The 23,801-nt window shown below is 68.3% G+C and carries 22 protein-coding genes and 1 pseudogene; 9 read left to right on the top strand and 14 right to left on the bottom strand.

The window, feature by feature from the left end:
- Positions 1 to 20 precede the first annotated feature (20 nt).
- From L632_RS0117800 to L632_RS0117770, 7 genes are all read right to left on the bottom strand, one after another.
- Positions 21 to 998: an ABC transporter permease gene (locus L632_RS0117800; RefSeq protein ID WP_028717295.1), complete on the bottom strand. Its 978-nt coding sequence runs from the start codon at positions 996 to 998 to the stop codon at positions 21 to 23.
- Positions 988 to 2,490: a sugar ABC transporter ATP-binding protein gene (locus L632_RS0117795; protein ID WP_028712021.1), complete on the bottom strand. Its 1,503-nt coding sequence runs from the start codon at positions 2,488 to 2,490 to the stop codon at positions 988 to 990. Before L632_RS0117795 ends, L632_RS0117800 begins: the two co-directional genes overlap by 11 nt.
- A 70-nt stretch (positions 2,491 to 2,560) precedes the next feature.
- Positions 2,561 to 3,466, bottom strand: a complete 906-nt coding sequence (locus L632_RS0117790; protein ID WP_028712020.1) for an ABC transporter substrate-binding protein — start codon at positions 3,464 to 3,466, stop codon at positions 2,561 to 2,563.
- Between the two features lie 99 nt (positions 3,467 to 3,565).
- Positions 3,566 to 4,450 carry an AraC family transcriptional regulator gene (locus L632_RS0117785; RefSeq protein WP_028712019.1) on the bottom strand — a complete coding sequence of 295 codons (885 nt, stop codon included), beginning with the start codon at positions 4,448 to 4,450 and terminating at the stop codon, positions 3,566 to 3,568.
- Between the two features lie 247 nt (positions 4,451 to 4,697).
- Positions 4,698 to 6,158 (bottom strand): xylulokinase, encoded by a 1,461-nt coding sequence (gene xylB / locus L632_RS0117780; RefSeq protein ID WP_028712018.1) that lies wholly within the window; start codon positions 6,156 to 6,158, stop codon positions 4,698 to 4,700.
- A gap of 5 nt (positions 6,159 to 6,163) precedes the next feature.
- The gene (locus L632_RS0117775) at positions 6,164 to 7,201 is read right to left on the bottom strand and encodes an NAD(P)-dependent alcohol dehydrogenase (protein ID WP_028712017.1); all 1,038 of its coding nucleotides are present in this window, start codon (positions 7,199 to 7,201) and stop codon (positions 6,164 to 6,166) included.
- Positions 7,202 to 7,403: 202 nt separating this feature from the next.
- Complete coding sequence (locus tag L632_RS0117770) at positions 7,404 to 7,868, bottom strand: GatB/YqeY domain-containing protein (protein ID WP_028712016.1); 465 nt, start codon at positions 7,866 to 7,868, stop codon at positions 7,404 to 7,406.
- A 168-nt stretch (positions 7,869 to 8,036) separates the two neighbouring features.
- On the opposite strand from L632_RS0117770, the gene carA reads away from it, so the two are divergent.
- A complete protein-coding gene (gene carA, locus L632_RS0117765) occupies positions 8,037 to 9,185 on the top strand; it encodes a glutamine-hydrolyzing carbamoyl-phosphate synthase small subunit (protein WP_028712015.1) in 1,149 nt (382 codons plus the stop codon).
- An 89-nt stretch (positions 9,186 to 9,274) separates the two neighbouring features.
- Positions 9,275 to 11,354, top strand: a pseudogene (locus L632_RS23065) (glycosyltransferase family 2 protein).
- A 136-nt stretch (positions 11,355 to 11,490) separates the two neighbouring features.
- On the opposite strand, the gene L632_RS0117755 reads toward L632_RS23065, so the two are convergent.
- The gene (locus L632_RS0117755) at positions 11,491 to 14,298 is read right to left on the bottom strand and encodes a glutamine-synthetase adenylyltransferase (RefSeq protein ID WP_028712013.1); all 2,808 of its coding nucleotides are present in this window, start codon (positions 14,296 to 14,298) and stop codon (positions 11,491 to 11,493) included.
- Positions 14,299 to 14,526: 228 nt separating this feature from the next.
- Here L632_RS0117755 and L632_RS0117750 point away from each other — a divergent pair, with 228 nt between their 5' ends.
- From L632_RS0117750 to ilvN, 3 genes are all read left to right on the top strand, one after another.
- Complete coding sequence (locus L632_RS0117750; RefSeq protein ID WP_028712012.1) at positions 14,527 to 15,372, top strand: arginyltransferase; 846 nt, start codon at positions 14,527 to 14,529, stop codon at positions 15,370 to 15,372.
- A 170-nt stretch (positions 15,373 to 15,542) separates the two neighbouring features.
- Positions 15,543 to 17,297: an acetolactate synthase 3 large subunit gene (locus tag L632_RS0117745; RefSeq protein WP_028712011.1), complete on the top strand. Its 1,755-nt coding sequence runs from the start codon at positions 15,543 to 15,545 to the stop codon at positions 17,295 to 17,297.
- Positions 17,298 to 17,312: 15 nt separating this feature from the next.
- Complete coding sequence (ilvN, locus tag L632_RS0117740; protein ID WP_028712010.1) at positions 17,313 to 17,873, top strand: acetolactate synthase small subunit; 561 nt, start codon at positions 17,313 to 17,315, stop codon at positions 17,871 to 17,873.
- A 6-nt stretch (positions 17,874 to 17,879) separates the two neighbouring features.
- Here the strand turns inward: ilvN and L632_RS0117735 are convergent, their stop codons facing one another.
- Entirely contained in the window at positions 17,880 to 18,221 is a 342-nt protein-coding gene (locus tag L632_RS0117735) for a hypothetical protein (RefSeq protein WP_028712009.1), read from the bottom strand.
- Between the two features lie 252 nt (positions 18,222 to 18,473).
- Positions 18,474 to 19,223, bottom strand: a complete 750-nt coding sequence (locus L632_RS0117730; protein ID WP_028712008.1) for a M48 family metalloprotease — start codon at positions 19,221 to 19,223, stop codon at positions 18,474 to 18,476.
- A 124-nt stretch (positions 19,224 to 19,347) separates the two neighbouring features.
- On the opposite strand from L632_RS0117730, the gene L632_RS0117725 reads away from it, so the two are divergent.
- On the top strand, positions 19,348 to 19,599 hold the full coding sequence (locus tag L632_RS0117725) for a hypothetical protein (protein ID WP_028712007.1): 252 nt from the start codon (positions 19,348 to 19,350) through the stop codon (positions 19,597 to 19,599).
- On the opposite strand, the gene L632_RS0117720 is transcribed toward L632_RS0117725, so the two are convergent.
- Complete coding sequence (locus L632_RS0117720) at positions 19,578 to 19,844, bottom strand: DUF167 domain-containing protein (RefSeq protein ID WP_028712006.1); 267 nt, start codon at positions 19,842 to 19,844, stop codon at positions 19,578 to 19,580. The two genes, L632_RS0117725 and L632_RS0117720, sit on opposite strands and share 22 nt — an antisense overlap.
- A gap of 104 nt (positions 19,845 to 19,948) precedes the next feature.
- Here L632_RS0117720 and L632_RS0117715 point away from each other — a divergent pair, with 104 nt between their 5' ends.
- Together L632_RS0117715 and L632_RS0117710 are read left to right on the top strand one after the other, a co-directional pair.
- Positions 19,949 to 20,515: a nitroreductase gene (locus L632_RS0117715; RefSeq protein ID WP_028717294.1), complete on the top strand. Its 567-nt coding sequence runs from the start codon at positions 19,949 to 19,951 to the stop codon at positions 20,513 to 20,515.
- Entirely contained in the window at positions 20,516 to 21,217 is a 702-nt protein-coding gene (locus tag L632_RS0117710; RefSeq protein WP_028712004.1) for an EI24 domain-containing protein, read from the top strand.
- Here L632_RS0117710 and L632_RS0117705 read toward each other — a convergent pair.
- Together L632_RS0117705 and mce are read right to left on the bottom strand one after the other, a co-directional pair.
- Positions 21,183 to 21,443, bottom strand: a complete 261-nt coding sequence (locus L632_RS0117705; RefSeq protein ID WP_028712003.1) for a DUF1467 family protein — start codon at positions 21,441 to 21,443, stop codon at positions 21,183 to 21,185. The two genes, L632_RS0117710 and L632_RS0117705, sit on opposite strands and share 35 nt — an antisense overlap.
- On the bottom strand, positions 21,443 to 21,847 hold the full coding sequence (gene mce, locus L632_RS0117700; RefSeq protein WP_028712002.1) for a methylmalonyl-CoA epimerase: 405 nt from the start codon (positions 21,845 to 21,847) through the stop codon (positions 21,443 to 21,445). Before mce ends, L632_RS0117705 begins: the two co-directional genes overlap by 1 nt.
- Positions 21,848 to 21,984: 137 nt before the next feature.
- Here mce and L632_RS0117695 point away from each other — a divergent pair, with 137 nt between their 5' ends.
- Positions 21,985 to 22,713 (top strand): response regulator, encoded by a 729-nt coding sequence (locus tag L632_RS0117695; protein WP_028712001.1) that lies wholly within the window; start codon positions 21,985 to 21,987, stop codon positions 22,711 to 22,713.
- A 4-nt stretch (positions 22,714 to 22,717) separates the two neighbouring features.
- Here the strand turns inward: L632_RS0117695 and L632_RS23060 are convergent, their stop codons facing one another.
- Complete coding sequence (locus L632_RS23060; RefSeq protein WP_084637779.1) at positions 22,718 to 23,545, bottom strand: GNAT family N-acetyltransferase; 828 nt, start codon at positions 23,543 to 23,545, stop codon at positions 22,718 to 22,720.
- Between the last annotated feature and the right edge of the window lie 256 nt (positions 23,546 to 23,801).

Raw genomic sequence — 23,801 nt, 5'->3', positions numbered from 1 at the left:
TCGAATGGGTTGGGCGGGGCTCAGCGCCATTCGCGCCCGATATAGATGGCCAGCAGGATGATCGCGCCCTTGATGACGTCCTGCAGATAGGGGTTGATGCCCATCAGGTTCAGACCGTTGTTCAGGATGCCCAGCAGCACCGCGCCGATCAACGTGCCCAGGATCAGCCCGCGCCCGCCCGAGATGGCGGTGCCGCCCAGAACCACGGCGGCGATGGCGTCAAGCTCGAAGCCCTGGCCGGCATTGGGCTGGCCGCTCATCAGCCGCCCGGTCAGGATCACCGCGGCAAGCGCCGAGGTCAGGCCCGAGATGCCGTAGACCGCCAGCTTGACGCGCTGGGTCTTGACGCCGGAAAGCCGCGCCGCGGTCTCGTTGCCGCCAAGCGCATAGACATGGCGGCCGAAGGCGGTGCGCTGCAAGAGCACCCAGGCCACGGCATAGATCACCACCATGATGATGACCGGCACCGGCACCACGCCGATGCGCCCCACCCCGAACCAGGAAATCCAGCTGGGGATGCCGCTGATCGGATAGCCGCCGGAATAGATCAGGCCCAGGCCGCGCGCCATGCCCATGGTGGCCAGCGTCACGATGATCGCCGGCATCCGGCCCCAGGCGACCAGCACGCCGTTCGCCAGCCCGATGCCCAGGCCGATCAGCAGCCCGACAAGCAGCGCCGCCGGCGCGGGCAGGCCCATGTTGACCATCATCCCCGCGCTCAGCGTGCCGACCAGCGCCATGACCGCGCCGACCGACAGGTCGATGCCGCCGGTCAGGATCACGAAGGTCATGCCGACCGCAAGGATGCCGACGACCGACACCTGCCGCAGCACGTTCAGGATATTGTTCAGGCTGAAGAAATTGTCGCTGGCCAGCCCCATCAGGATCGAGACGACGATCAGCCCGATCAGCGGCAGCGCCAGGGGCGAATGCAGCAGGCGGCCAAACGAGAAGCCGCCGGTTTTCCCGGCCGCGCCGGTGTTTGCGTCATGCGACATGTTCAACTCTCCCGGTCGTAGCATGGGTCATGATGGTTTCGGAATCGATCTGCTCGCCCTCGACCGTGGCCACGATCCCGCCCGAGCGGAACACGCAGACCCGGTCGGACATGCCGATCACCTCGGGCAGTTCGGACGAGATCATGATGATGGCGCCGCCCTTCTCGGTGAAGGCGCGCATCAGCGCATAGATTTCCGCCTTGGCGCCGACATCGATGCCGCGCGTCGGCTCGTCGAAGATCAGCACCTGCATGTCGTGGTTCAGCCAGCGGGCGATGACGACCTTTTGCTGGTTGCCGCCCGACAGGGTGTCGACGCGGGCATGCGGCCCCTGCGCCTTGACGCGGACCTGCGCCATGGCGGCCTGCGTCGCGGCCAGTTCCTTCTTGAGGTCGATGAACCAGTGGTTCTTGCGATACTTGCCGTAATTGTTCAGCGAGACGTTCTGCAGGATCGAGAAGCTGGTGATCAGCCCCTGCTCCTTGCGGCTTTCGGGCAGAAGGCCGATGCCATGCGCCAGCCCCTCGTCCGGGCCGCGGAAGCGCTTTTCGATCCCGTCCACCCTGACCTTGCAGCGTTGGGCCGGGTATGCCCCCAGCATGGCCAGCACGGTTTCCGTGCGGCCCGAGCCGACCAGCCCGGCAAAGCCCAGGATCTCGCCCTTGCGCAGGGCGAAGCGCGAGACGGGGCCGCCCTTCTTCAGCTGCACCTCCTCGACCTCGACCACCACCGGGGCCGAAGGGTTGGCAGCGGGCTTGGGCGGGAAGTTGTTCTCGATCCGCCGGCCGACCATCATCTCGACCAGCCGGTCGTTATCGACCTCGGAAACCGCGCAGGAGCCGATGAATTCGCCGTCGCGCAGGACTGTGATGCGGTCGCAGATCTCGAAGATCTCTTCGAGGTGATGCGAGATGAAGATGATCGCCACGCCCTGCTTGCGCAGCTCGCGCATGACCTTGAACAGGTGCTCGACCTCGGAGGGGGTCAGGGTCGCGGTCGGCTCGTCCAGCACCAGGATGCGGGCATTGAGCGACAGCGCCTTGGCGATCTCGACGAATTGCTGCTCGGCCACCGACAGGCGGTGCACCGGCACGTCCAGGGCCACGTCGACGGCCAGCTGGCGCATGATCTCGGCGGCGCGCTTGCGCATCGCCTTGCGGTCCAGCATCCCCAGCGGTCCGCGCATCTCGCGCGCCAGGAACATGTTCTCGACCGCGTCCAGATAGGGGATCAGGCTGAATTCCTGGAACACGATGCCGATGCCGGCGGCGATGGCCTGGTCGTAATCGGCGAAATGGCGCTCGGTCCCCTCGATGCGGATCGTGCCCTCGCTGGGCTGGATGATGCCGCAAAGGATCTTCATCAGCGTGGACTTGCCGGCGCCGTTCTCGCCCAGAAGCGCATGGACCTCGCCGGCGCGGACCTGCATGTCGACGCCGTGCAGGACCTCGATCTTGCCGAAGCTTTTTCGGATTCCGTTCAGTTCCAGCATGATGCCCTCCTGAATGGCTGGGAAATGCCCCGCCCCCGCGACATGCGGGGGCGGGCGCGGGGAGGAACCCTTACCAGCTGAACTCGGCAGCGTTCTCGGCGTCAACGACCATGACGTCGATCGGCACTTCCTTCGGCACCACGCGGGCGCCCCATTTCTGCGCCAGCGCCATGGCCAGGCCGACGCGGACCTGATCGCGCGGGAATTGCGCGGTGGTCTCGATGAACGGGCCGCCCGCGGCGATGGCCTGCACCGCTTCCGGCGCACCGTCCACCGAGGTCAGCTTGATGTCCTTGCCCGAGCCCTGGATCGCGGCCAGCGCGCCCATGGCGCCGCCGTCGTTGACCGAGAAGATGCCGGCCAGGTTCGGATGCGACTGGATCATGTTCTCGACCACGCCCAGCGCGACCGAGCGGTCCTGGCGGCCGTTCTGGGTGGTGACCAGGGTGATCTCGGGGAATTCTTCCAGCGCCGCCTTGCAGCCCTCGACCCGCTGCAGGATCGGCACGACCGGGATGCCGTCGAGGATCGCGACCTCGCCCTGGCCACCCAGCGCATCGCCCAGATACTTGCAGGACATGTAGCCGGCATCGCGGTTCTTCGAGCCGACGAAAGTGTCCACCGGGCCGTTGGCGTTCGCATCGACCGCGACCACGGTGACGTCGGCGGCCTTGGCGGCATGGACGGCGGCCTCGATCCCGGCGCTGTCGGTCGGGTTCAGCAGCAGGATGTCGATGTTCTGCTGCAGCATGTCCTCGACATCCGAGATCTGCTTGGCGACGTCATGGCCGGCATCGGTCACCACCACATCCGCGCCGAGGCTTTCGGCGGCTTCCTTCAGCGCCTCCTGCATGGACACGAAATAGGGGTTGTTCAGCTCCTGGAAGGTCATGCCGATCTTGAGCTTGTCCTGCGCCAGAGCCGGGGCCGCCAGCAGCGCCAGCGCGGCCGAGGCGGTAAGAAGTTTCGATTTCATCAGGGTTCCCTCCCATCTGGATGAAAGCAGGCAAAGCCTGCGCGTCTCCGGGCGGCGCCGCGCCGCCCGAATTGGTGAAATTCGCAATGTCGGTCCTTGTCAGTCCGCCATGACCAGCGCCTTCTGGGCCGCGAATGTCGCGCGGAACTGCGAGGGCGACATTCCCTTGAGCTTCAGGAAATGCCGGTTGAAGTTCGACAGGTTCGAAAACCCGACCTCGTAGCAGATCTCGGCCACCTTGATGTCGGGATCGGTCAGCAGCATCTGGCAGGCCAGGTCGACGCGCAGCTGGTTGCGATAGCGCACCAGCGTGGTGCCGGTATGGCGCTTGAAGGCGCGGGAAAAGGCGCTTTGGCTTTGCCCGACCATCTCGGCCAGCTCGCCCTCCTCGACCTGCTCGGTCAGGTGCTCGCGCAGATAGGCCAGCGCGCGGTTGATGCCGCCGTCATGGGTGCGGGTCAGGTCCAGCTCGAAGCTGAGGCTGGCCAGCACCTCGTATTCCGAGGCATTGGCCAGGATGTCCAGGATCTCCCAGAACAGCGCCAGGCGGCGGATGCCCTGCGCCTCGATCAGCCGCTCGACCAGCGGGCGGACGCGGGCGCTGGTCGCGTCGTCGAAAAGCAGGCCGCGGCGCGAGCGGTCCAGAAGCGGGCGCAGCGCCTCCATCTCGGGCATGGCGGCGCAGGCATCCTCGATGAAGGGCTCGGGGAACTGGATCACCAGCGAGCGCAGCGGCACGATCTCGCCCGGGGGGATGTCGCTGATCCAGTTCTGCGGCAGGTTCGGGCCGGTCATGATCAACTGGCCGGGCCGGAAGCTGCCGACATGGTCGCCGATATAGAAGGTGCCCGAGGTGGCGACGACCAGATGGATCTCGTATTCGGGATGATAATGCCAGCGCACCGTGCGGAACGGATAGCCATGCATCCACGCGGCGAAGGATTCGCCCTTGCGGATGTGGACCAGTTCCAGATCGGGTTGCATCGCCTTCCTCCCCTGCCCGTCGCCGAGCCTGAGTGAACCGCCGCGGACGTTCAGCAACCATAGGCTTCAAGCCGTGCCGCGATCCACATCAGCGCGGGAAAAATACCGATACTTTTTTGACCGCAATCGCGCGGGAATTGAAGAAGCGGACGGCAGGCGGCGGCGCCGGCTCATGCTGCATGGCAGAAGTTCCATGCCGCGCTGCAGCGACATTGGCCTGCTTTCCGAAGAAAACCCATTGTTGTCGCTATTGGACGGCAGGGATGGCCAGATCCCGCAAACGCGGATAAGCGGCATGATGAGCCTCATACTTTTTCGCATAGGCATCCGCCAATCCGGCATCAGGAACAACCTCCGCGCGAACAGCGGGCTTGGCGAAGATGCGCTCGGAAATGTCGCCGGTGGCGCAGGCCGCGGCCAGCTTGGCGGCCCCGAAGGCCGCGCCGAAATCGCCGTCCTCGGGCTCCAGCAGCGTCAGGCCGGTGGCCGAGGCCATGATTCGCAGCCAGGCCCGCGAGCGCGCGCCGCCGCCCACCGCATAGGCGGCCTCGATCGGCGTGCCGGCCTTGCGCAGCGCCTGGACGCAATCGGCAAAGGCCATGGCCACGCCCTCCATCGCCGCCTGCGCCAGATCGGCAAGCCCGGTGGCGCGGCGCAGGCCCAGGAAGGCGCCGGTCGCGTCGGGATCGTTCAGCGGCGTCCGCTCGCCCGACAGGTAAGGCAGGAACAGCACCGGCGAGGGCGCGGTCACCTCGCCGACCAGCGCGGCGAGGTCGGGCACCGCCTTGCCGGTGATCTCGGACAGCCAGGTCATGCTGTCGGTCGCCGACAGGATCACCCCCATCTGGTGCCAGGTGTCCGGCACGGCATGGCAGAAGGTATGCACCGCGTCGCCGGTGTTCGGCGCATAGGTTTCGGTCGCGGCGAACAGCACGCCCGAGGTGCCCAGCGACAGGAAGCCCGTGCCGGGGGTCATCACCCCCATGCCGCAGGCCGTGGCGGCATTGTCGCCGCCGCCACCCGCCACCGGCACCCGCGGGATGCCCCAACGTTCGGCCAGATCGGCGCGCAGATGGCCGGAAACATCGCTGCCCTCGACCAGCCGCGGCATCTGGGCGCGCGTCAGCCCGGTCGCGGCCAGCAGCACATCCGACCAGTCGCGCCTGCCCACGTCCAGCCACAACGTCCCCGCCGCATCCGACATCTCGGCCACATGCTCGCCGGTCAGCCACAGCCGCAGGTAATCCTTGGGCAGCAGCACCTTGGCGGTCCGCTCGAAGATCGCGGGCTCGTTCTGCGCCACCCACAGCAGCTTCGGCGCCGTAAAGCCCGCCATGACCAGGTTGCCGGCGATGCCGTGGAAGTCGGCGCGCGCGGTCAGTTCGGCGCATTGCGGGCCCGAACGGCCGTCGTTCCACAGGATGCAGGGCCGCAGCACCCGGTCCGAAGCGTCGAGCAGCGTCGCCCCGTGCATGTGTCCCGACAGGCCGATGGCCTGAAGCCGCGCCATTTCCCGCGGATGCTCACGCAGCAGCGTGGCGATGGCGGCCTCGGCCCCGGCGATCCAGTCGGCCGGCGCCTGTTCCGACCAGCCGGGATGCGGGCGGCTGACGGTCAGCGCCGCATGGGCGACGCCGACGGTCGCGAAGCTCTCGTCCACCAGCATCGCCTTGATGCCCGAGGTGCCCAGGTCCAGTCCCAGATACATGGCGCTTACTCCGGCATGACGATCTGCAGCTTCACGTCGGTCTCGCGCGCCTCGACGGCACGGTCGAAACCGGCGATGCTGTCCGCAAAGGGGATCGAGGCCGAGATCAGCGGCTTCAGATCCACCTTGCCCGAGGCGATCAGCGCGATGGCGCGGTCATAGACATTGGCATAGCGGAACACGGTCTCGACCCGCAGCTCCTTGGCCTGCAGCCCGACAATGTCCACCGGCACCGGGTCGACCGGCATGCCGACCAGCACGACGGCGCCGCCCGGACGTGCAAGCTGGTGCATCGACAGGATCGCCGGCGCGGCGCCCGAGCATTCGAAGACGATGTCGGCGCCCCAGCCGTCGGTCGCCTTGGCCACCGCCTCGGCCAGCGGGCGGTTGCGGATGTTGACCGTCTCGATGCCGTCATAGGCGCCGATGATGTCCAGCTTGGGCTGGGCGAGATCGGCGACGATCACCTTGGCGCAGCCGCCGGCCAGCGCGGCCAGCGCCACCATCATGCCGATGGGGCCGGCCCCGGTCACGACAGCGATGTCGCCCGGCTGGATGCGCGCCCGCAAGGCCGCCTGCATGCCGATGGCGAAGGGCTCGACCATCGCGCCTTCCGCGAAGCTGACATTGTCGGGCAGCTTGTAGGTGAAGGCGGCAGGATGGATCACCTCGGGCGTCAGGCACCCATGCACCGGCGGCGTCGCCCAGAAGGTCACCGCGGGATCGACGTTGTAGATCCCCAGCTTCGCGGCGCGCGAGGTCGGGTCGGGAATCCCCGGCTCCATGCAGACCCGGTCGCCGGGCTTCAGATGCGTGACCTCGGCCCCTGCCTCGATCACCGTGCCGGACGCCTCGTGCCCCAGCACCATCGGCTCGCGGACCACGAAATGCCCGATCTTGCCATGGGTGTAATAATGCACGTCCGAGCCGCAGATCCCGACCGTATGCGTCCTGATCCGCACGTCCCTGGGGCCCAGCGTGGCGGGGATGTCGAAATCCCGCAGCGACAGCTTGCCCTTTTCTTCCAGCACCAATGCCTTCATCGCCCGTCCTCCTGATGGCCGCGCCGCGCCGGCGCCCTCGACTCGCGTCTTTGGCGGCGAGTCGGGGCGACTGTAAACAAAAACCCGCGCCACGCGCGAGCTTTTGCCCATCGGAAGAATAATTGTATCAGTCTCGGGCCGCGAAAGCTATGCGCGGGCAGGCTGCGGCGATGCTCGGACCCGGCGAGGCCCGAGAATCAGCTCACTTCATCAGCCGGTCCTTGACCATCGGCCCGACGGCGCCGAAATCCATCTGCCCGGCATGGCGGCTGCGCAGCTCGGCCATGACCCGGCCCATGTCGCGGATCGACTCGGCGCCCAGCTCGGCGATGGCCTTGTCGATGGCGGCGCGGGTTTCCTCATCGTCCAGCTGGCGCGGCAGATAGGACTGGATCACCCTGATCTCCTCCTGCTCGCGCTCGGCCAGCTCCAGCCGGCCGCCCTCTTCATAGGCCTTGGCCGATTCCTGGCGCTGCTTGACCATCTTGGACAGGATGGCGGTCAGGTCGGCCTCGCTCAGCCCGGCCTCGTCGCCGCTTTCGGTGCGGGCGGCGATCTCGCGGTCCTTGATCGCAGCCGAGATCAGCCGCAGCGTCGAGAGCCGCGCCGCTTCCTTGGCTTTCATCGCTTCCTTGGTGTCGGCCAGAATACGCTCGCGCAGTCCCATGTGATCCTCGCTGAATGAATTCCGCCGGGTGGTGCCCGGCTTCGCCCTCGCCGTCAAGCCGTGCCCTCAACCCCGGCCACCCGTCAAAGTTCCGCGCGCCGCCGGTTCCCGCCTTGACGCCCGCCCGCCCTTTACCTAGGTTCCCGCCGATTTACCCGGAGAGTGACGATGCCCCAGAAACCGACCGCATGTCTTGCGCTTGCCGACGGCACCGTGTTCCACGGCCAGGGCTTCGGCGCGGTCGGGGAAGTGGTGGCCGAGCTGGTCTTCAACACCGCGATGACCGGCTATCAGGAGATCATGACCGATCCCTCCTATGCCAGCCAGATCGTGACCTTCACCTTCCCGCATATCGGCAATACCGGCGTGACCGAGCAGGACGACGAGGCGCCCGAGCCCGTCGCCTCGGGCATCGTGGTGAAATGGGACCCGACCGAGCCCTCGAACTGGCGCGCCAGCGCGGATCTGGTGGACTGGATGGCGCGGCGCGGCCGCATCGGCATCGGCGGCGTCGACACCCGCCGCCTGACCCGCGCAATCCGCCAGCAGGGCTCGCCGCATGTGGTGCTGGCCCATGATCCCGAGGGCAATTTCGACATCGCCGCCATGGTCGCCAAGGCGCGCGACTGGCAGGGCATCGTCGGCCTGGACCTCGCGAAAGAAGTCAGCTGCCGGCAAAGCTATCGCTGGGACGAGGGGCTTTGGTCCTGGCCCGGAACCTTCGGCCGGTCTGAGGAAAAGAAGCCTTTCCGCGTCGTCGCCGTCGATTACGGCGCGAAGCGCAATATCCTGCGCTCGCTGGCGCAAAGCGGCGCCGAGGTGACGGTCCTGCCCGCCACCGCCACCGCCGAGGAGGTGCTGGCGCATGATCCCGAGGGCGTGTTCCTGTCGAACGGCCCCGGCGATCCGGCCGCGACCGGCGAATATGCCGTGCCGATGATCCGCGAGCTGCTGGGCCGCGACCTGCCGATCTTCGGCATCTGCCTGGGTCACCAGATGCTGGCGCTGGCGCTTGGCGCCAGCACCATCAAGATGAACCACGGCCATCACGGCGCCAACCACCCGGTCAAGGACGTGGAAACCGGCAAGGTCGAGATCACCTCGATGAACCACGGTTTCGCCGTCGATGCCCAGACCCTGCCCGAGGGCGTGATCGAGACCCATGTCAGCCTGTTCGACGGCTCGAATTGCGGGCTGCGGGTGGCGGACCGGCCGGTCTTCTCGGTGCAGTATCACCCCGAGGCGAGCCCCGGCCCGCAGGACAGCGCCTATCTGTTCGAGCGTTTCACCGAGGCCATGCGCGCCCGCCGCGCCTGATCCCGGCAAAAAGCCGGCGCGGTTAACCCGTTCTTAACCCTCTGCATGGCAGAGATCGGGTCGGAATGACCTGGACCGGGAATCGCGCTATGGCCCGCACCGCTCTCATCAAGCCCCTTTCGACCGGGCCGGCCCCGGCCGTCCCCGCCGCGCCCGCAGCGACGGTGGTCGCGCCACGCGACCTGCGCCTGCTTGGCCAGATCCTGATCGAAGACGGCGCGGTCGATCCGCGCGACCTGCTCAAGGCCGTGGTCATGCGCCGCCGCCAGCAGGCGCGGCTGGGCGAGATCCTGCTGGCAAACGGCTGGGTGCAGGAAGAGGCGCTGACCCGCGCCCTGTCCCGGCAATGGCGCAGCAGCGTGCTGGACCTCAAGGCGCTGCCGCCCGATCCGCGCCTTGTGGATGCCATGGGCGCCCAGCTCTGCCTGGCCGAGGGGGTGGGTGCCCTGGCGGCGGGTCGGCGGCGTGACCTTCATCGCCACCGCCCGGCCCGAGGATTTCGAGGCGCTGCGCCCCCGCCTGCCCGCCGGCTTCGGGGCCGTGCGTATGCTGCTTTGCTCCGAAAACGCCGCGCGCGAGGCGATCCTGGCCCTGCGCCGCACCGCGCTGATCCGCCAGGCCGAGACACGGGTGCCCGCGCAGGAAAGCTGCCGCACCCGCAACGAGCGCCGCTTCGGCCGAATCGCCGGGGCCGTGATCGCGGCGGCGGCGCTGGGGCTGCTGTTGGCGCCGCTGGCGGTGATCGTGCTGCTGACCGGCTGGGCGGTGCTGACGCTGATCGCCTCGGCCACGCTGAAGCTGTTCTCCTTCGGCGCCATCCTGCGCCAGCACCGGCGCGACCGCATGCAGGCCCAGGCGGTGGCCCGCGCCGCCGCCCCGCGCCCCGAGATGACGGCGCCGCTGCCGGTAATCTCGGTCATGGTGCCGCTGTTCGCCGAGGCCGACATCGCCGACAAGCTGATCGGCCGGCTGTCGCGGCTGGACTACCCGCGCGAGCTGATGGACATCCTGATCGTGGTCGAGGAAACCGACCGGGTGACCTGCGAGGCGCTGGAGGACGCCCGGCTGCCGCGCTGGCTGCGCGTGGTCAAGGTGCCGGACGGCCCGATCCGCACCAAGCCGAGGGCGTTGAACTATGCGCTGAACTTCTGCCGCGGCTCGATCATCGGCGTCTGGGATGCCGAGGACCGGCCCGAGCCCGACCAGCTGCACAAGGTCGCGCGCGGCTTCCATTTCGCGCCCCCCGACGTGGCCTGCCTGCAGGGGGTGCTGGACTATTACAACCCGCGCAGCAACTGGCTGGCCCGCGCCTTCACCATCGAATATGCCTCGTGGTTTCGCGGCACGCTGGCCGGGGCGGCGGCGCTGGATCTGGTGGTGCCGCTTGGGGGAACGACGCTGTTCTTCCGCCGCGACGCGCTGGAGGCGGTCGGCGCCTGGGATGCCTGGAACGTCACCGAGGACGCCGACCTCGGCGTGCGCCTGACCCGGCGCGGCTATCGCACCCGGATGCTCGACACCGTGACCCATGAAGAGGCGAATTGCCGGCTGGTCCCCTGGGTCAAGCAGCGGTCGCGCTGGCTCAAGGGCTTCGCCATGACCTGGGGCGTGCATATGCGCGACCCGGTGGCGCTGTGGCGCGACCTGGGCGCACGGCGCTTCATCGGCTTGCAGGTGCAGCTTTTCGCCTCGGTCTCGCAATATCTGCTGGCGCCGGTGCTGTGGAGCTTCTGGCTGCTCAGCCTCGGCCTGCCGCATCCGATGCGCGGCGTGCTGGCGGGCCTGCTGGGCGGTAATGCCATAGCCCTGCTGTTCACGCTGTTCGTGGCGTCGGAACTGCTGAACATCGCCATCGGCTGCTGGGCGGTGCGCGGGCGCCGGCATCGGCATCTGCTGCCCTGGGTACCGACGCTGCACCTGTATTTCCCGCTCGGCTGCCTGGCCGCCTGGAAGGCGATCTACGAGGTGGTGGCGAAGCCCTTCTACTGGGACAAGACCCAGCACGGCATCTTCGACGCCGGCCAGGACGAGACGCCCGAGACCGGGCCCGTGGCGAAACCGGGCCGGCTGATTCCGCTGCAGAACGGGGCCGAAGCCGATTCGGCCGCGCAACCTTCCGACGGGGGGCGGCTGCAACGACTGGTGCCCGTGCTGGGCGAGGTGGGCTAGGCTTAACCGCACAAAGGACCGGCCGCGGCCAAGCCGGTGTGCCATCTTCGGCAAGGACCCGTGCCTCAAGGACCTCCAGGCCGCAGGAGCCCAGATCGATTGCAGGCGGCCCGCTCCGGGGCCGGCTGCCCCGGGGCTATCCCGCAGCGGCCCGCGCCTCCACCCCGGCCAGAATGCCGTCGATGACGCCGCCCGCCGTCTCGACCGTCTCGGCCAGCCGGGCGGCAAGGTGCTCAAGCGTATCGCAGCCGGTCTCGCGCAGCAGGAAGGCCTGCCCGCCCTTGCCGAGATTGTCCATGTCCAGCGGCTTCTCGGTCAGCAGCCGGCCGGCGCATTGCAGGTTCCACAGGAAGCGCCGGGCCGCGGCAAGCCTTTCCGCCTCCTCGCGCCGGACCAGACCGGCGCGCGGACCGGCCCGCAGCTGCGCCTGCGCCGCGCGCGCCGCCGAGCCGGCGCGCAGCGCGAAACATTGCGCCAGCAACTCGATGTCCTGCAACCGGCCGCGACCGATCTTGGCCTCCCAGGCGCCGTCCGGGGCCTTGGCGGCGAAGATGCGGGCCCGCATCCCGGCCAGGTCCGGCAGGACGCGCGGATCGCCGCCGCGGCTCTGCAGCACCTCGACGCGCAGCGCCTCGACCTCCTCGGCCAGCGCCGCGGCATCAGCGCCGCAGATGCCGATCACCCGGGCACGGGTCAGGGCCAGATGCTCCCAGGTCCAGGCCTCGGTCATCTGGTAGTCGCGAAAGCTTTGAACCGAGGTCGCGACCGGCCCCTGCCGCCCCGAGGGACGCAGCCGCATGTCCACCTCGTAAAGCCGCCCGGCCGAGGTCGGCGCCGAGATCGCGGTGATCATCGCCTGGGTCAGCCGCGCGTAATAGGCCCGCGTCGCCAGGGGCTTCGGCCCCTCCGAACTGTCCTGCCCGGCGGCGTCATAGATCACGATCAGGTCGAGATCCGACGCGGCATTGAGTTGCCGCGCCCCCAGCGAGCCCATGCCCAGCGCCACCGCTCCGCGGCCCGGCGGCGGGCCGTGCCGGCGCGCGAATTCCGCCGCGACGACCGGGAACAGCGCCGCCACAGCCGCATCGGCGATGTCGGCATATTGGCCGCCCGCCTCCTCGGCGCCGATCAGGCTGCGCAGGTGATGCACGCCGATGCGGAACTGCCATTCATGCGCCCAGCGCCGTGCCGCATCCAGCGCCTGTTCATAGCCGCCGTTCGGGGCCGTCAGCGCCGAGGCCAGCAGCTGGTCGAGCTGGCGGCCCAGCCCGGCCGCGCCCGGCCAGGGCGAGAAGAAACTGCCGCCCAGCACCGCGTCCAGCACCTCGGGGTGGCGGGCCAGATAGGCGGCAAGCCCGGGCGCGGTGCCGCAGATGTCGACGATCAGCTCGATCAGCTGCGGATTGGCCTCGAAGAGCGAGAAGAGCTGCACCCCGGCCGGCAGCCCGGCCAGGAAGGCGTCGAAGCGGGCCAGCGCCTCGCCGGCATGGGCGGCGGCGGTCAGGCGGGTCAGCAGGTCGGGCTCGATCCGGGCAAAAACCTCGCGGCCGCGGGCCGAGCGCAGGGCCGGGTAGCTGCGCCAGCGTTCCACCATCGCCTCGGCCTCGGGCGGAAGCTTCGGGCGCGCCCGCTGCTCGCCGGGGGCAAAGAAATCGCCGGTCAGCGCCTCGACCCGCGCCAGGCGGCCGGCCAGGCGCGCGGACCAGGCGGCGGTATCGGCCTCGCCCATCATCCGGGCGATGGTCTCCAGCCCCTCGGCCGAATTCGGCAGCGCATGGGTCTGGGCGTCGTTCACCATCTGGATGCGATGCTCGATCTCGCGATGCTCGCGGTAATGCGCGGTCAGCTCCTCGGCCACGTCGGGGGGCACCCAGCCCTTTTCGGCCAGCCGCGCCAGCCCCTCGACCGTACCGCGCACCCGCAGGTCCGGGTCGCGGCCGCCGGCGATCAGCTGGCGGGTCTGGGTGAAGAACTCGATCTCGCGGATGCCGCCCTGCCCCAGCTTCATGTTGTGGCCGGGCACCTCGATGCGGCCGTGCAGGCCCTTGTGTTCGCGGATGCGCAGCCGCATGTCATGCGCGTCCTGGATGGTGGCGAAATCCAGGTGCCGCCGCCAGACGAAGGGCCGCAGTTCGCGCAGGAAGCGCGTGCCCGCCGCCAGGTCGCCGGCGCAGGGCCGCGCCTTGATATAGGCGCTGCGTTCCCAGGTGCGGCCCTCGGCCTCGTAATAGGCCAGCGCCGCCGAGATCGAGATGCAGACCGGCGTCACCGCGGCATCGGGCCGCAGCCGCAGGTCGGTGCGGAAGACATAGCCCTGGTCGGTATTGTCCGAGATGGTCGCCGCCGCCTTGCGGGTGGCGCGGATCAGGCTGGCGCGGGCCTCGTGCTGGTCGTCGCGGGCATAGGCGCTGTCGTCGTAAAGCACGATCAGGTCGATGTCCGAGGAATAGTTCAGCTCTCCGGCGCCCATCTTGCCCATGGCGAGCGCGACGATGCCGCCGGCATCGGCCTCGGTCTCGGGCAGCTTGCCGCGCGCCCGCTCGGCGGCGACATGGACGCGCAGCGCCAGGTCCGCGGCCCGATCCGCCAGGTCGGTCAGCGCCCCCGTCACCTGCTCCAGCCGCCAGACGCCGCCCAGATCGGCCAGCGCCGTCCACAGCGCCACCCGCCGCTTGGCCCGGCGCAGCGCCGGGCCGAGGGCGTCGGCGGAAAGCGTCTCGAACCCCGCGGTTTCGCGGGCGACGACATCCTCATGCGCCAGCGCCCCGGGCAGCCAGTCGGCCTCGCGCTCGACCAGCCCCGCCAGATAGGGGCTGCAGCCGGCGGCGCCCCGGATCAAGTCGCCAAGGCGGGGATCGGCGATGCCGGTCGCCTGCAGCGCCGAAAGGCCGCGGGCGGGATCGACGGGAATGGGCAGGCGGGTGATGCGGGCGGCGAAATCCATGTCCAGAGCCTAGCCGCCGCCTGCGCCGCGTCAATGCCGCGCTGCTGCACCGGAGCGTTCAATTCTTGCGGTTTTCCCTGCTTGGCGCGGGGAGGAACTGTTGCTAGGCTCTGCCCGAGTGCAACTGACAGCAGAGCCCAAGCCGCCGCCGATGCGCGCCGACATGAGAGTGACCCGACCGCATGCGCCCCAGGGCGCGGCGCGCCCCAGATCCCGGGGGCGCGGCTGATGCGGCACAGTCTGCCTCATGCGCCGCAATTCTACGTGACGGCACCGCAGCCCTGCCCCTATCTGCATGGCCGGGCCGAGCGCAAGCTCTTCACCGCGCTGGCCGGCGATTCGGCCAACGAGCTGAACAACGCCCTGTCGCGCCAGGGTTTCCGCCGCTCGCAGAACGTGCTCTATCGCCCCAGCTGCGAAAGCTGCGTCGCCTGCATGTCGGCCCGCATCCGGGTGGCCGAGTTCAGCCCCTCGCGCACGCAGCGCCGGGTGGCGCGCAAGAATGCGCATCTGCGCCGGCTGGCCACCAGCGCCTGGGCGACCGAGGAACAATATGAACTGTTCCGCGCCTATCTGGACGAGCGCCATGCCGATGGCGGCATGGCCGACATGGACATCTTCGAATTCGCCGCGATGATCGAGGAAACGCCGGTCCGCACCCGCGTCATCGAATATCGCACGCATCAGGGCGACAGCAGCGAAACCCCGCCCCCGCCCGGCAGCGACCGGCTGGTGGCGGTCTGCCTGACCGACGTGCTGGATGACGGGCTGAGCCTGGTCTACAGCTTCTACGACCCGGCGCTGGAGAGCATGAGCCTGGGCACCCACATCATCCTGGACCATATCGAGCTGGCGCGCAGCGCCGGCCTGCCCTTCGTCTATCTGGGCTATTGGGTGCCCGGCAGCCGGAAGATGGATTACAAGGCCAAGTTCTCGGCGCTGGAGATCTACAAGGGCGGGGTCTGGCAGCCGATCGGCGACCCCGCGCAGCACACCTCCGACATCCATCCGCTGTCCATCGACCCGATCGTCGAGCAGGTCGCGCGCATCAACCTTCCCTCCAGCCGGAGATGATTACCGAAACAGGGCAAACTCGGTAAGAATATTTCAAGAATTCGCGGCCACGCGTCATTTTCTTGGACAATCGCCATTGACCCCGCCGCGCCGCGCCCATAGTTTTCCGCGACGCAGCAGGGGGGCCGTTTCCGCCTGCCGCGTGTTTGGTTCAGAAATGGAGAATGGGCATGTCCCGACAGATGACGGGTGCAAGGATGGTTATCGAAGCTCTGCGCGATCAGGGCGTCGATACGGTATTCGGCTATCCGGGCGGGGCGGTACTTCCCATCTATGACGAGATCTTCCAGCAGAACGACATCAAGCACATCCTGGTCCGCCACGAGCAGGGCGCCGTCCACATGGCCGAGGGCTATGCCCGCTCGACCGGCAAGCCGGGTGTCGTCCTGGTCACCTCGGGACCTGGGGCGACCAATGCCGTCACCGGCCTGACCGATGCGCTGATGGATTCGATCCCGCTGGTCGTGCTGACCGGGCAGGTCCCGACCTTCCTGATCGGCACCGACGGCTTTCAGGAGGCCGACACCATCGGCATCACCCGCCCCTGCACCAAGCACAACTGGCTGGTGAAAGAGACCGACGAGCTGGCGGCGACGATCCACAAGGCCTTTCACATCGCGACCTCGGGCCGGCCCGGGCCGGTGCTGATCGACATCCCGAAGGACGTGCAATTCGCCACCGGCGACTATGTCGGACCGAAGCAGATCGAGACGCCCAGCTACCAGCCGGCGAAAAAGGGCGATCCGGCCACCATCACCCGGCTGGTCGAGCTGATGGAGACGGCCGAGCGGCCGATCTTCTATACCGGCGGCGGGGTGATCAATTCCGGCACCGGCGCCAGCCAGCTGCTGCGCGAGCTGGCCGAGGCGACGGGCTTTCCGGTCACCTCGACCCTGATGGGGCTGGGCGCCTATCCGGCCTCGGGCAAGGGCTGGATCGGCATGCTGGGCATGCATGGCCTCTACGAGGCCAATATGGCGATGCATGACTGCGACCTGATGATCGCGGTCGGTGCGCGCTTCGACGACCGCATCACCGGGCGGGTGGCGGATTTCAGCCCCGGCTCGGTCAAGGCGCAGATCGACATCGACCCCAGCTCGATCAACAAGGTAATCCATGTCGACCTGCCCATCGTCGGCGATGTCGGCCATGTGCTCGAGGACATGCTGAAGATCTGGAAATCCCGCGGGCGCAAGACCAATGCCGAGGGCCTGCGGAAATGGTGGGCGCAGATCGAGCAGTGGAAGACGCGGAACTGCCTTGCCTATCGCAATTCGGACAAGGTCATCAAACCGCAATACGCCCTGCAGCGGCTGCAGGCGCTGACGGCGGGACGCAACCCCTATGTCACCACCGAGGTCGGCCAGCACCAGATGTGGGCCGCGCAGTTCCTGCATTTCGAGGACCCGAACCACTGGATGACCTCGGGCGGGCTGGGGACCATGGGCTATGGCCTGCCGGCCTCGATCGGCGTGCAGGTCGCGCATCCCGAGGCGCTGGTGATCAACGTCGCCGGCGAGGCGTCCTGGCTGATGAACATGCAGGAAATGAGCACGGCGGTGCAGTTCCGCGCGCCCGTCAAGCAGTTCATCCTGAACAACGAACGCCTGGGCATGGTCCGGCAATGGCAGCAATTGCTGCATGGCGAACGCTACAGCCAGAGCTGGTCGGAAAGCCTGCCGGATTTCGTGAAGCTGGCCGAGGCCTTCGGCTGCGGCGGGCGCACGGTTGCCGACCCGGCCGACCTGGACGCGGCGATCCAGGAGATGATCGACTATGACGGCCCCTTCATCCTGGACGTTCTGGTCGAGAAGCACGAGAACTGCTTCCCGATGATCCCCTCGGGCAAGCCGCATAACGAGATGCTCTTGGGCGAGGCCTCGACGGAAGGCGCCATCACCGGCGCCGGCGCGGCACTGGTCTGAGTTTAGGAGAAGAACATGGCGGCACTGAACATCCAGAAGGGCGCATCCAGCCATTCGGCCTATGACCTGCGCGACCCGAACGCCCAGACCATCGAAAGCCACACCCTCGCGGTGCTGGTCGAGAACGAGCCGGGGGTGCTGGCGCGGGTCATCGGGCTGTTTTCCGGGCGGGGCTACAACATCGACAGCCTGACCGTGGCCGAGGTCGACCATCTGGGCCACCGCTCACGCATCACCATCGTGACCCGCGGCACGCCGGCGGTGATCGAGCAGATCAAGGCGCAGCTGGGCCGCATCGTGCCGGTCCACGACGTGCACGACCTGACCGTCGAGGGTCCCTGCGTCGAGCGTGAGCTGGGCCTGTTCAAGGTCACGAGCAAGGGCGACAAGCGGGTCGAGGCGCTGCGGATCGCCGAGATCTTCCGCGCCAGCGTGGTCGATTCGACGCTGGAGAGCTTCGTCTTCGAGATCACCGGCACGCCCGAGAAACTGGACGCCTTCGCCGAGCTGATGCGCCCCCTGGGCCTGTCGGATCAGGCGCGCACCGGCGTCGCGGCCCTGGCGCGCGGCGCCTGACCGGACCTAGCGGGCGGCCGCAAGCTTCAGCGGCCGCTCCAGCGTTTCCGATTCGCGATTCGAGATCACCCGCAGGACCGGCCGGTTGCGGTCGGGCTTCTCGCCCATGCCCCGCAACAGGTCCGGAAGCTCCGACCGTCGGTTGCCGGCCACGAGGCTGACGGCGCGGGCATGGCGCAGATCGGCCAGAAGCTCGACCTCGAGCTCGACCAGATCGCCCGCCTCGGGCCATTCGGATGATATTGCCAGATTTTCGGATCCTTGCAGATAGGCCAGGGCACCATGATCCTCGCACCAGATCACAGCCTTCTCCTTGGCCGGACTGCTCCACAGAATGACGCCGATCATGAAAGCTCCTAAACCAAATCCGCCCGATAATAAGGGAGGCAGCACAACCCAGAACGGAAACTATCGGCAGTTTCTCGCCTATGAAAGCAAAATTTGGCGGAACCGTTCAGTTTGACGTCGGGTCATGCAGACAAATCGATCCTTTTCCCCGCAGCGGTGGCGCAACTGCATGGTACTAGCCGGGATTTCCTGGACAAATCGGGGATTTCCAGAGGCAAAACAAGACCGATGCAGCAATGCAACAGCGTCGGACTATCGCACCCGGCCTGCCCGGTAGTCGGCCACGGCGCGGGCGACCTGCCCCATTCTTGCGCTGCGCGGGGGGTGAGTGCCCAGAATTTTATCACCCGGATCGGGGATGCGGGCAAAAAACAGCGCACCGTGCTCGGGGTCGAATCCGGCGTTCAGCGCGATGATCGCGCCCAGATAATCCGCCTCGAGTTCCCATTCCTTGGAATAGTAGCGGGCCCCGAACTGGGCGCCGAAATCCTGGGCGCTGCGAATCGCCTCGGGATTGCCGCCATAGGCGCTGGCCAGCCCGCCCAGGATCACCGCTCCCATGGTGGCGGCGCTGGTCTTGCGGTTGATATGGCCCAGGATGTGGTGGCTGGCCTCATGCCCGACGACGAAGGCCAGCTCGTCGGCGTTGCGCGCCTCGCCGATCAGCGACAGGGTGAAGCCGATGATCGGCCGGCCGCTGGCATCGACGGTCTGGAAGGCGTTCGGTTCCAGCCCCTGGCGGTCATCGACGACGAACTGGAAATCGCAATTGATCGGCTGCGTGCGGCGGACCAGGCATTCGCGCTCGACCGCCGGCTCCATGCGGCTGATCACCGAAATGAAGGCGCGGGCCGAGGCGGGTGCATTGGCCGGCGTATCCGGCGCCGGGGTGATGGTGACGTCCGGCGCGCCGGGCTGCGGTCCGCCCGGCTGCGGCACGGGCGCGACACAGCCCGCCAGGACCAGCACGATCGCCGCCGCCGCTTGCCACATCCTTGCCATCGCCTGCCCCTGCATCAGTTGTTCGCGCCACTCTAGCCGTCCCTTTCGGCCCGCGCCAAGCCCCGGGCTTGCCCCGGCCGCAATATCACGCGATTGTTGAGAAAAGCTGAACGGGAGAACTGCCATGTTCACCATCGAGCACGATTTCGACGCCACCGTCATCACCCTGATCGACGAACTTCCCGAGGCCGAAGCCGGAACGCGGCCGCTGAACGAGGACGTGGTCATCCAGAGCTTCGACGACCGGGTGGTGATCGAACAGTTCGACCCCGACACCGGCGAGCTGGCGCAGATCGTCATGACCATCGAGCAGCTCGAGGAGTTGCGGGCGGCGCTGAACCTGCCCGAGGGCAACTACCGGCTGGAGCGCGGCTGATCGAGCCGGAACAGCTTGTCGCGGGCGGTGGCGCCGCGCACCAGCACCAGCCGCGACTTGGCCACCCCCAGCGCCTTGGCCAGCAGCTTGACCACGGCGGCATTGGCCTTGCCGTCCTCGGGCACCGTGGTGACGGTGACGCGGATCGTCTCTCCGTCCAGGATCACCGCGTTGCGCGAGGCGCGCGGGGTGACGCGCACGGCGATTTCGGCGCCGGGCCGGGCAAGATGGCTCAGGTCGGTCATGCCCCCTTGAAGCCGGGCGCGGCGAAAAAGGCAATGCCGGCTGGCGCTGCCGGGCCTGCAGGGCTATCTGGGACCAGGACATGCGCGAACCCGACGAGGACCGAATGGAACATGCCGACCCCGCCACCCTGGCCTTCCTGCGCCGCCGCCGCTCGCATCCGCCGAAGCTGCTCGGCGGGCCGGCCCCCTCGCGCGCCGAGCAGATGGACCTGCTGGAGCTGGCGGCCCGCGTCCCCGACCACGGCAAGCTGGAGCCCTGGCGCTTCGTGGTGCTGGAACGCGCCACGCTGGACCGGCTGGCCCCGGTGCTGGCCGAGCATGTCGCCGAGGGGGGCGGCGACGACGCGGCGGTGGAGAAGGCCCGCTCGGCCTTCGCCTCGCCGGTGATCGTCGCGGTGGTCTCGGCCCCGGTCGACAACCCCAAGATCCCGGAATGGGAGCAGTTCCTTTCGGCCGGGGCGGTCTGCCTGGAGCTGCTGAATGCGGCGCTGGCGGCGGGCTATGGCGCAGCCTGGCTGACCGGCCCGGCCGCCGAGCCGGGTTTCGCCCGCGCGCATCTGGGCATCGGCGAGGACGAGCGCATCGTCGGCCTGATCCATATCGGCCAGCGCGGCGCCACCCCGCCCGAGCGGCCGCGCCCCGATGTCGCGGCCAAGACGACGTTCCTCTAGATGGTGATCCGCGCGCTGGTCCTGGCCTGGGGCGACCTGCTGCGGCCGCGCATCTTCGGCGTGGTGGCGCTTGGCGTGGCGCTGACGCTGGTGTTGTTCGCGGCGCTGCAGGCCGGGGCCTTCTGGGCCATCCGCGCCTTCGCGCCCGAGACGCTGACCCTGCCCTGGATCGGCGCTGTCCCCCTGGCCCCGGCCCTGTCCTGGAGCTCGCTGCTGCTGTTTCCGCTGATGAGCATCTTCCTGATGATCCCGGTGGCGGCGGGCTTTTCGGGCCTGTTCGCCGAGCAGGTCGCCGAGGCGGTCGAGGAAACGCATTACCCCTCCGCCAAGGGCCTGCCGGTCGATTTCTGGGACGGGCTCTGGGAATCGCTGGCCGTCATGGGCGCGGTGATCCTGGTCACGCTGGCGACGCTGGTGCTGACGCCCTTCCTCGGCCCGCTGGCTTCGGTGCTGTTCTATGGCGGCAACGGCTGGCTGCTGGGACGCGAATTCTTCCAGATGGCGGCGCGCCGCCACCTGCACGAACCGCAAGCGACCGCCCTGCGCCGCGGCCTGACGGCGCAGGCCACCACGCTGGGGGTGCTGATCGCGGCTCTCCTGACCGTGCCGGTGCTGAACGTGGTCGTTCCGGTGCTGGCGGCGGCGGGCTTCACCCACCTTTACCATATCAGCGCGTCCAGGCGTCCAGATCGGCGCGGGTGATGATGCCGCCGATGATGACATAGGCGATCGCGCCCCAGATCAGCGCGGCGATCAGCGTCGCCCACAGCATCTTCTTCTTCAGCTTCGGCTCGTGCGGGGCGCCGGCCGGGGTGCCCGGCGTCACCTGCCCGACATCCGCCTGCGACTGCTGGCCGATCGGCAGCAGCACGAACAGCACCAGAAACCACAGCACGGCATAAAGCACGATGCCCCCGGTCAGACTCATCAGACCTGCTCCAGCTCGATCAGGCAGCCGTTGAAATCCTTGGGATGCAGGAACAGCACCGGCTTGCCGTGGGCGCCGATCTTGGGCTCGCCATCGCCCAGCACGCGCGCGCCTTCGGCTTTCAGCTTGTCGCGGGCGGCCAGAATGTCCTCGACCTCGAAGCACATGTGGTGGATGCCGCCCGAGGGGTTCTTGTCCAGAAAGCCCCTGATCGGGCTGTTCTCGCCCAGCGGATAGAGCAGTTCGATCTTGGTGTTCGGCAGTTCGATGAAGACGACGGTGACGCCGTGGTCGGGCTCGTCCTGCGGCGCGCCGACCCTGGCGCCAAGGCTGTTTTCATATTGCGCGGCCGCCGCCTTCAGGTCGGGCACGGCGATGGCGACATGGTTCAGGCGTCCGATCATCACTTCCTCCGTCGTTTGCGCCCTTCTAGGACCACAAGGCGGCGGGGGAAAGGAAAAGAAAGCGCCGTTAACCGCTTCTTAGGGAAATCGCGCAATCCTCGGGGACAGACGGTGATTCCCAGTTAGGATTTTGCGAGATGGAACAGGAAAGGATCGGTGCGGAAGAATTCCCCACCTGGCGGGCCACCCTGCCCGACCGACCGCTGACCGGCCTGACGGTGCTGGTGGTCGAGGATTCGCGCGTCGCCTCCGAGGCGGTGCGCCTGCTGTGCCTGCGCTCCGGCGCGCGCATCCGTCGGGCCGACAGCATCCGTTCGGCCCTGCGGCATCTGCAGACCTATCGCCCCGGCGCGGTGATCGTCGACATGGGCCTGCCCGACGGCGACGGCGCGGACATGATCGCCACCATCGCCCGGGCGCTGCCGCGGGTGCCGGTGATCCTCGGCATCTCGGGCGATCCGGCGAATCGGGATGCGGTGATGCGGGCCGGGGCGGACGGTTTCCTGACGAAGCCCATCGAAAGCCTCGCCGCATTCCAGGAGGCGATCCTGGCCGCCCTGCCGCCCGAGGCGCGCCCTCCGGGCCTGCGCGTGCTGCCCGACGACATGATCGCCGCCGATCCCGAGGCGCTGCGCGACGACCTGGCCCATGTCGCCGATGTGCTGTCCCAGGCGGACGACACGGCGGCCATCGACTATATCGCGCGCTTCCTGGCGGGGGTTGCGCGCTCGGCGCATGACCGGACGCTTGAGGATGCGGCGACGGCGCTGGCCCGCGACCATGCCCGGGGGCAGGCCCTGGCCACCGATCTGGCGCGCATCAGCGGGCTGGTGCAGGACAGGCTGGCCGCGGCGCGGATTTCCTGAGCCGTCAGCCTGCGGTCAGCGCCGAGAGGCTTTGCCGCTGCCGGCCCTCGGCATCGAAATTTCCGGGCGCAAGCCATGCCCGATGCGCGCCGGCAAGCCGCGGCCAGTCGCGGTCGATGATGGCGAACCAGGCCGTGTCGCGGTTGCGCCCCTTATAGATCATGTGCTGGCGGAAGATCCCCTCGAAGGTGAAGCCGTAGCGCAATGCGGCCCGGCGCGAAGGGGCGTTCAGCGCATCGCATTTCCACTCGACCCGGCGGTAGCCCGCATCGAAGGCCCAGCCGATCATCAGCGAGATCGCCTCGGTCGCGGCGGGGGTGCGCTGCATCGCGGGCGCGATCTCGATATGGCCGATCTCGATCACGCCATTGGCGGGATCGATGCGCAGGAAGGCGGCCAGCCCGCCCACCCTGCCCGAGACGCGGTCGCGCAAGGCATAGAAATACGGATCCCTCTTGGCGGCCATCTCGGCCTGCCAGTCGCGATAGGCGGCAAGATCGACGAAGGGCCCATAGCCCAGATAGTCCCAGACCCAGTCCTGGCCCTGATTGGCTGCGAACAGATCCCCGGCATGGCACCGGTGGTCCAGCCGCTCCAGCAGCACATGGCCGCCTTCGATCCGCGCCGGACCGGGCAGCGGCGGCGGAGTGAAGCCGACGACCTCCGGGCCGGTCGGACGGGAGCCGGGGCGAACCGCACCGGGTTCGGGACTGTCGGGCTGCGCGATGCCGGGGGCGTTGGCGTCGCTGCTGCTGCCGCCGCGGCGATCAGGGGCGCCGCCGTCGCCAGCGGTGCTGGGCGAAGGAGGGCGGGCGGCGGGGTCGTCGGACATGGGCGGGACTCCGTCAGGATCCCGGCCAGCATCCGCGGATCGCCGCCGAGGTCAAGGCCGCGAGAGGCGCGGCTGCCAGACATGCCCTTGGCCAACAACTCCGCAGGCCCGGGGCGCTACGAAGGAATGCCGCCGCGAACACGCCCCTTCGACAACAATGAGCTGGTTGCTGGTTGCTGGTTGCTGGTTGCTGGTTGCTGGTTGCTGGTTGCTGGTTGCTGGTTGCTGGTTGCTGGTTGCTGGTTGCTGGTTGCTG

The organism is Paracoccus sp. J39, assembly GCF_000518925.1.
GTDB lineage: Bacteria > Pseudomonadota > Alphaproteobacteria > Rhodobacterales > Rhodobacteraceae > Paracoccus.
This window is presented reverse-complemented; position numbering and strand designations above follow the sequence as displayed.

What these genes read in the sequence shown, in the direction of transcription:
- L632_RS0117800 (WP_028717295.1), bottom strand. Translation starts at nt 998, where the DNA reads ATGTCGCATGACGCAAACACCGGCGCGGCCGGGAAAACCGGCGGCTTC.
- L632_RS0117795 (WP_028712021.1), bottom strand. Translation starts at nt 2,490, where the DNA reads ATGCTGGAACTGAACGGAATCCGAAAAAGCTTCGGCAAGATCGAGGTC.
- L632_RS0117790 (WP_028712020.1), bottom strand. Translation starts at nt 3,466, where the DNA reads ATGAAATCGAAACTTCTTACCGCCTCGGCCGCGCTGGCGCTGCTGGCG.
- L632_RS0117785 (WP_028712019.1), bottom strand. Translation starts at nt 4,450, where the DNA reads ATGCAACCCGATCTGGAACTGGTCCACATCCGCAAGGGCGAATCCTTC.
- xylB (WP_028712018.1), bottom strand. Translation starts at nt 6,158, where the DNA reads ATGTATCTGGGACTGGACCTGGGCACCTCGGGCATCAAGGCGATGCTG.
- L632_RS0117775 (WP_028712017.1), bottom strand. Translation starts at nt 7,201, where the DNA reads ATGAAGGCATTGGTGCTGGAAGAAAAGGGCAAGCTGTCGCTGCGGGAT.
- L632_RS0117770 (WP_028712016.1), bottom strand. Translation starts at nt 7,868, where the DNA reads ATGGGACTGCGCGAGCGTATTCTGGCCGACACCAAGGAAGCGATGAAA.
- carA (WP_028712015.1), top strand. Translation starts at nt 8,037, where the DNA reads ATGCCCCAGAAACCGACCGCATGTCTTGCGCTTGCCGACGGCACCGTG.
- L632_RS0117755 (WP_028712013.1), bottom strand. Translation starts at nt 14,298, where the DNA reads ATGGATTTCGCCGCCCGCATCACCCGCCTGCCCATTCCCGTCGATCCC.
- L632_RS0117750 (WP_028712012.1), top strand. Translation starts at nt 14,527, where the DNA reads ATGCGGCACAGTCTGCCTCATGCGCCGCAATTCTACGTGACGGCACCG.
- L632_RS0117745 (WP_028712011.1), top strand. Translation starts at nt 15,543, where the DNA reads ATGTCCCGACAGATGACGGGTGCAAGGATGGTTATCGAAGCTCTGCGC.
- ilvN (WP_028712010.1), top strand. Translation starts at nt 17,313, where the DNA reads ATGGCGGCACTGAACATCCAGAAGGGCGCATCCAGCCATTCGGCCTAT.
- L632_RS0117735 (WP_028712009.1), bottom strand. Translation starts at nt 18,221, where the DNA reads ATGATCGGCGTCATTCTGTGGAGCAGTCCGGCCAAGGAGAAGGCTGTG.
- L632_RS0117730 (WP_028712008.1), bottom strand. Translation starts at nt 19,223, where the DNA reads ATGGCAAGGATGTGGCAAGCGGCGGCGGCGATCGTGCTGGTCCTGGCG.
- L632_RS0117725 (WP_028712007.1), top strand. Translation starts at nt 19,348, where the DNA reads ATGTTCACCATCGAGCACGATTTCGACGCCACCGTCATCACCCTGATC.
- L632_RS0117720 (WP_028712006.1), bottom strand. Translation starts at nt 19,844, where the DNA reads ATGACCGACCTGAGCCATCTTGCCCGGCCCGGCGCCGAAATCGCCGTG.
- L632_RS0117715 (WP_028717294.1), top strand. Translation starts at nt 19,949, where the DNA reads ATGGAACATGCCGACCCCGCCACCCTGGCCTTCCTGCGCCGCCGCCGC.
- L632_RS0117710 (WP_028712004.1), top strand. Translation starts at nt 20,516, where the DNA reads ATGGTGATCCGCGCGCTGGTCCTGGCCTGGGGCGACCTGCTGCGGCCG.
- L632_RS0117705 (WP_028712003.1), bottom strand. Translation starts at nt 21,443, where the DNA reads ATGAGTCTGACCGGGGGCATCGTGCTTTATGCCGTGCTGTGGTTTCTG.
- mce (WP_028712002.1), bottom strand. Translation starts at nt 21,847, where the DNA reads ATGATCGGACGCCTGAACCATGTCGCCATCGCCGTGCCCGACCTGAAG.
- L632_RS0117695 (WP_028712001.1), top strand. Translation starts at nt 21,985, where the DNA reads ATGGAACAGGAAAGGATCGGTGCGGAAGAATTCCCCACCTGGCGGGCC.
- L632_RS23060 (WP_084637779.1), bottom strand. Translation starts at nt 23,545, where the DNA reads ATGTCCGACGACCCCGCCGCCCGCCCTCCTTCGCCCAGCACCGCTGGC.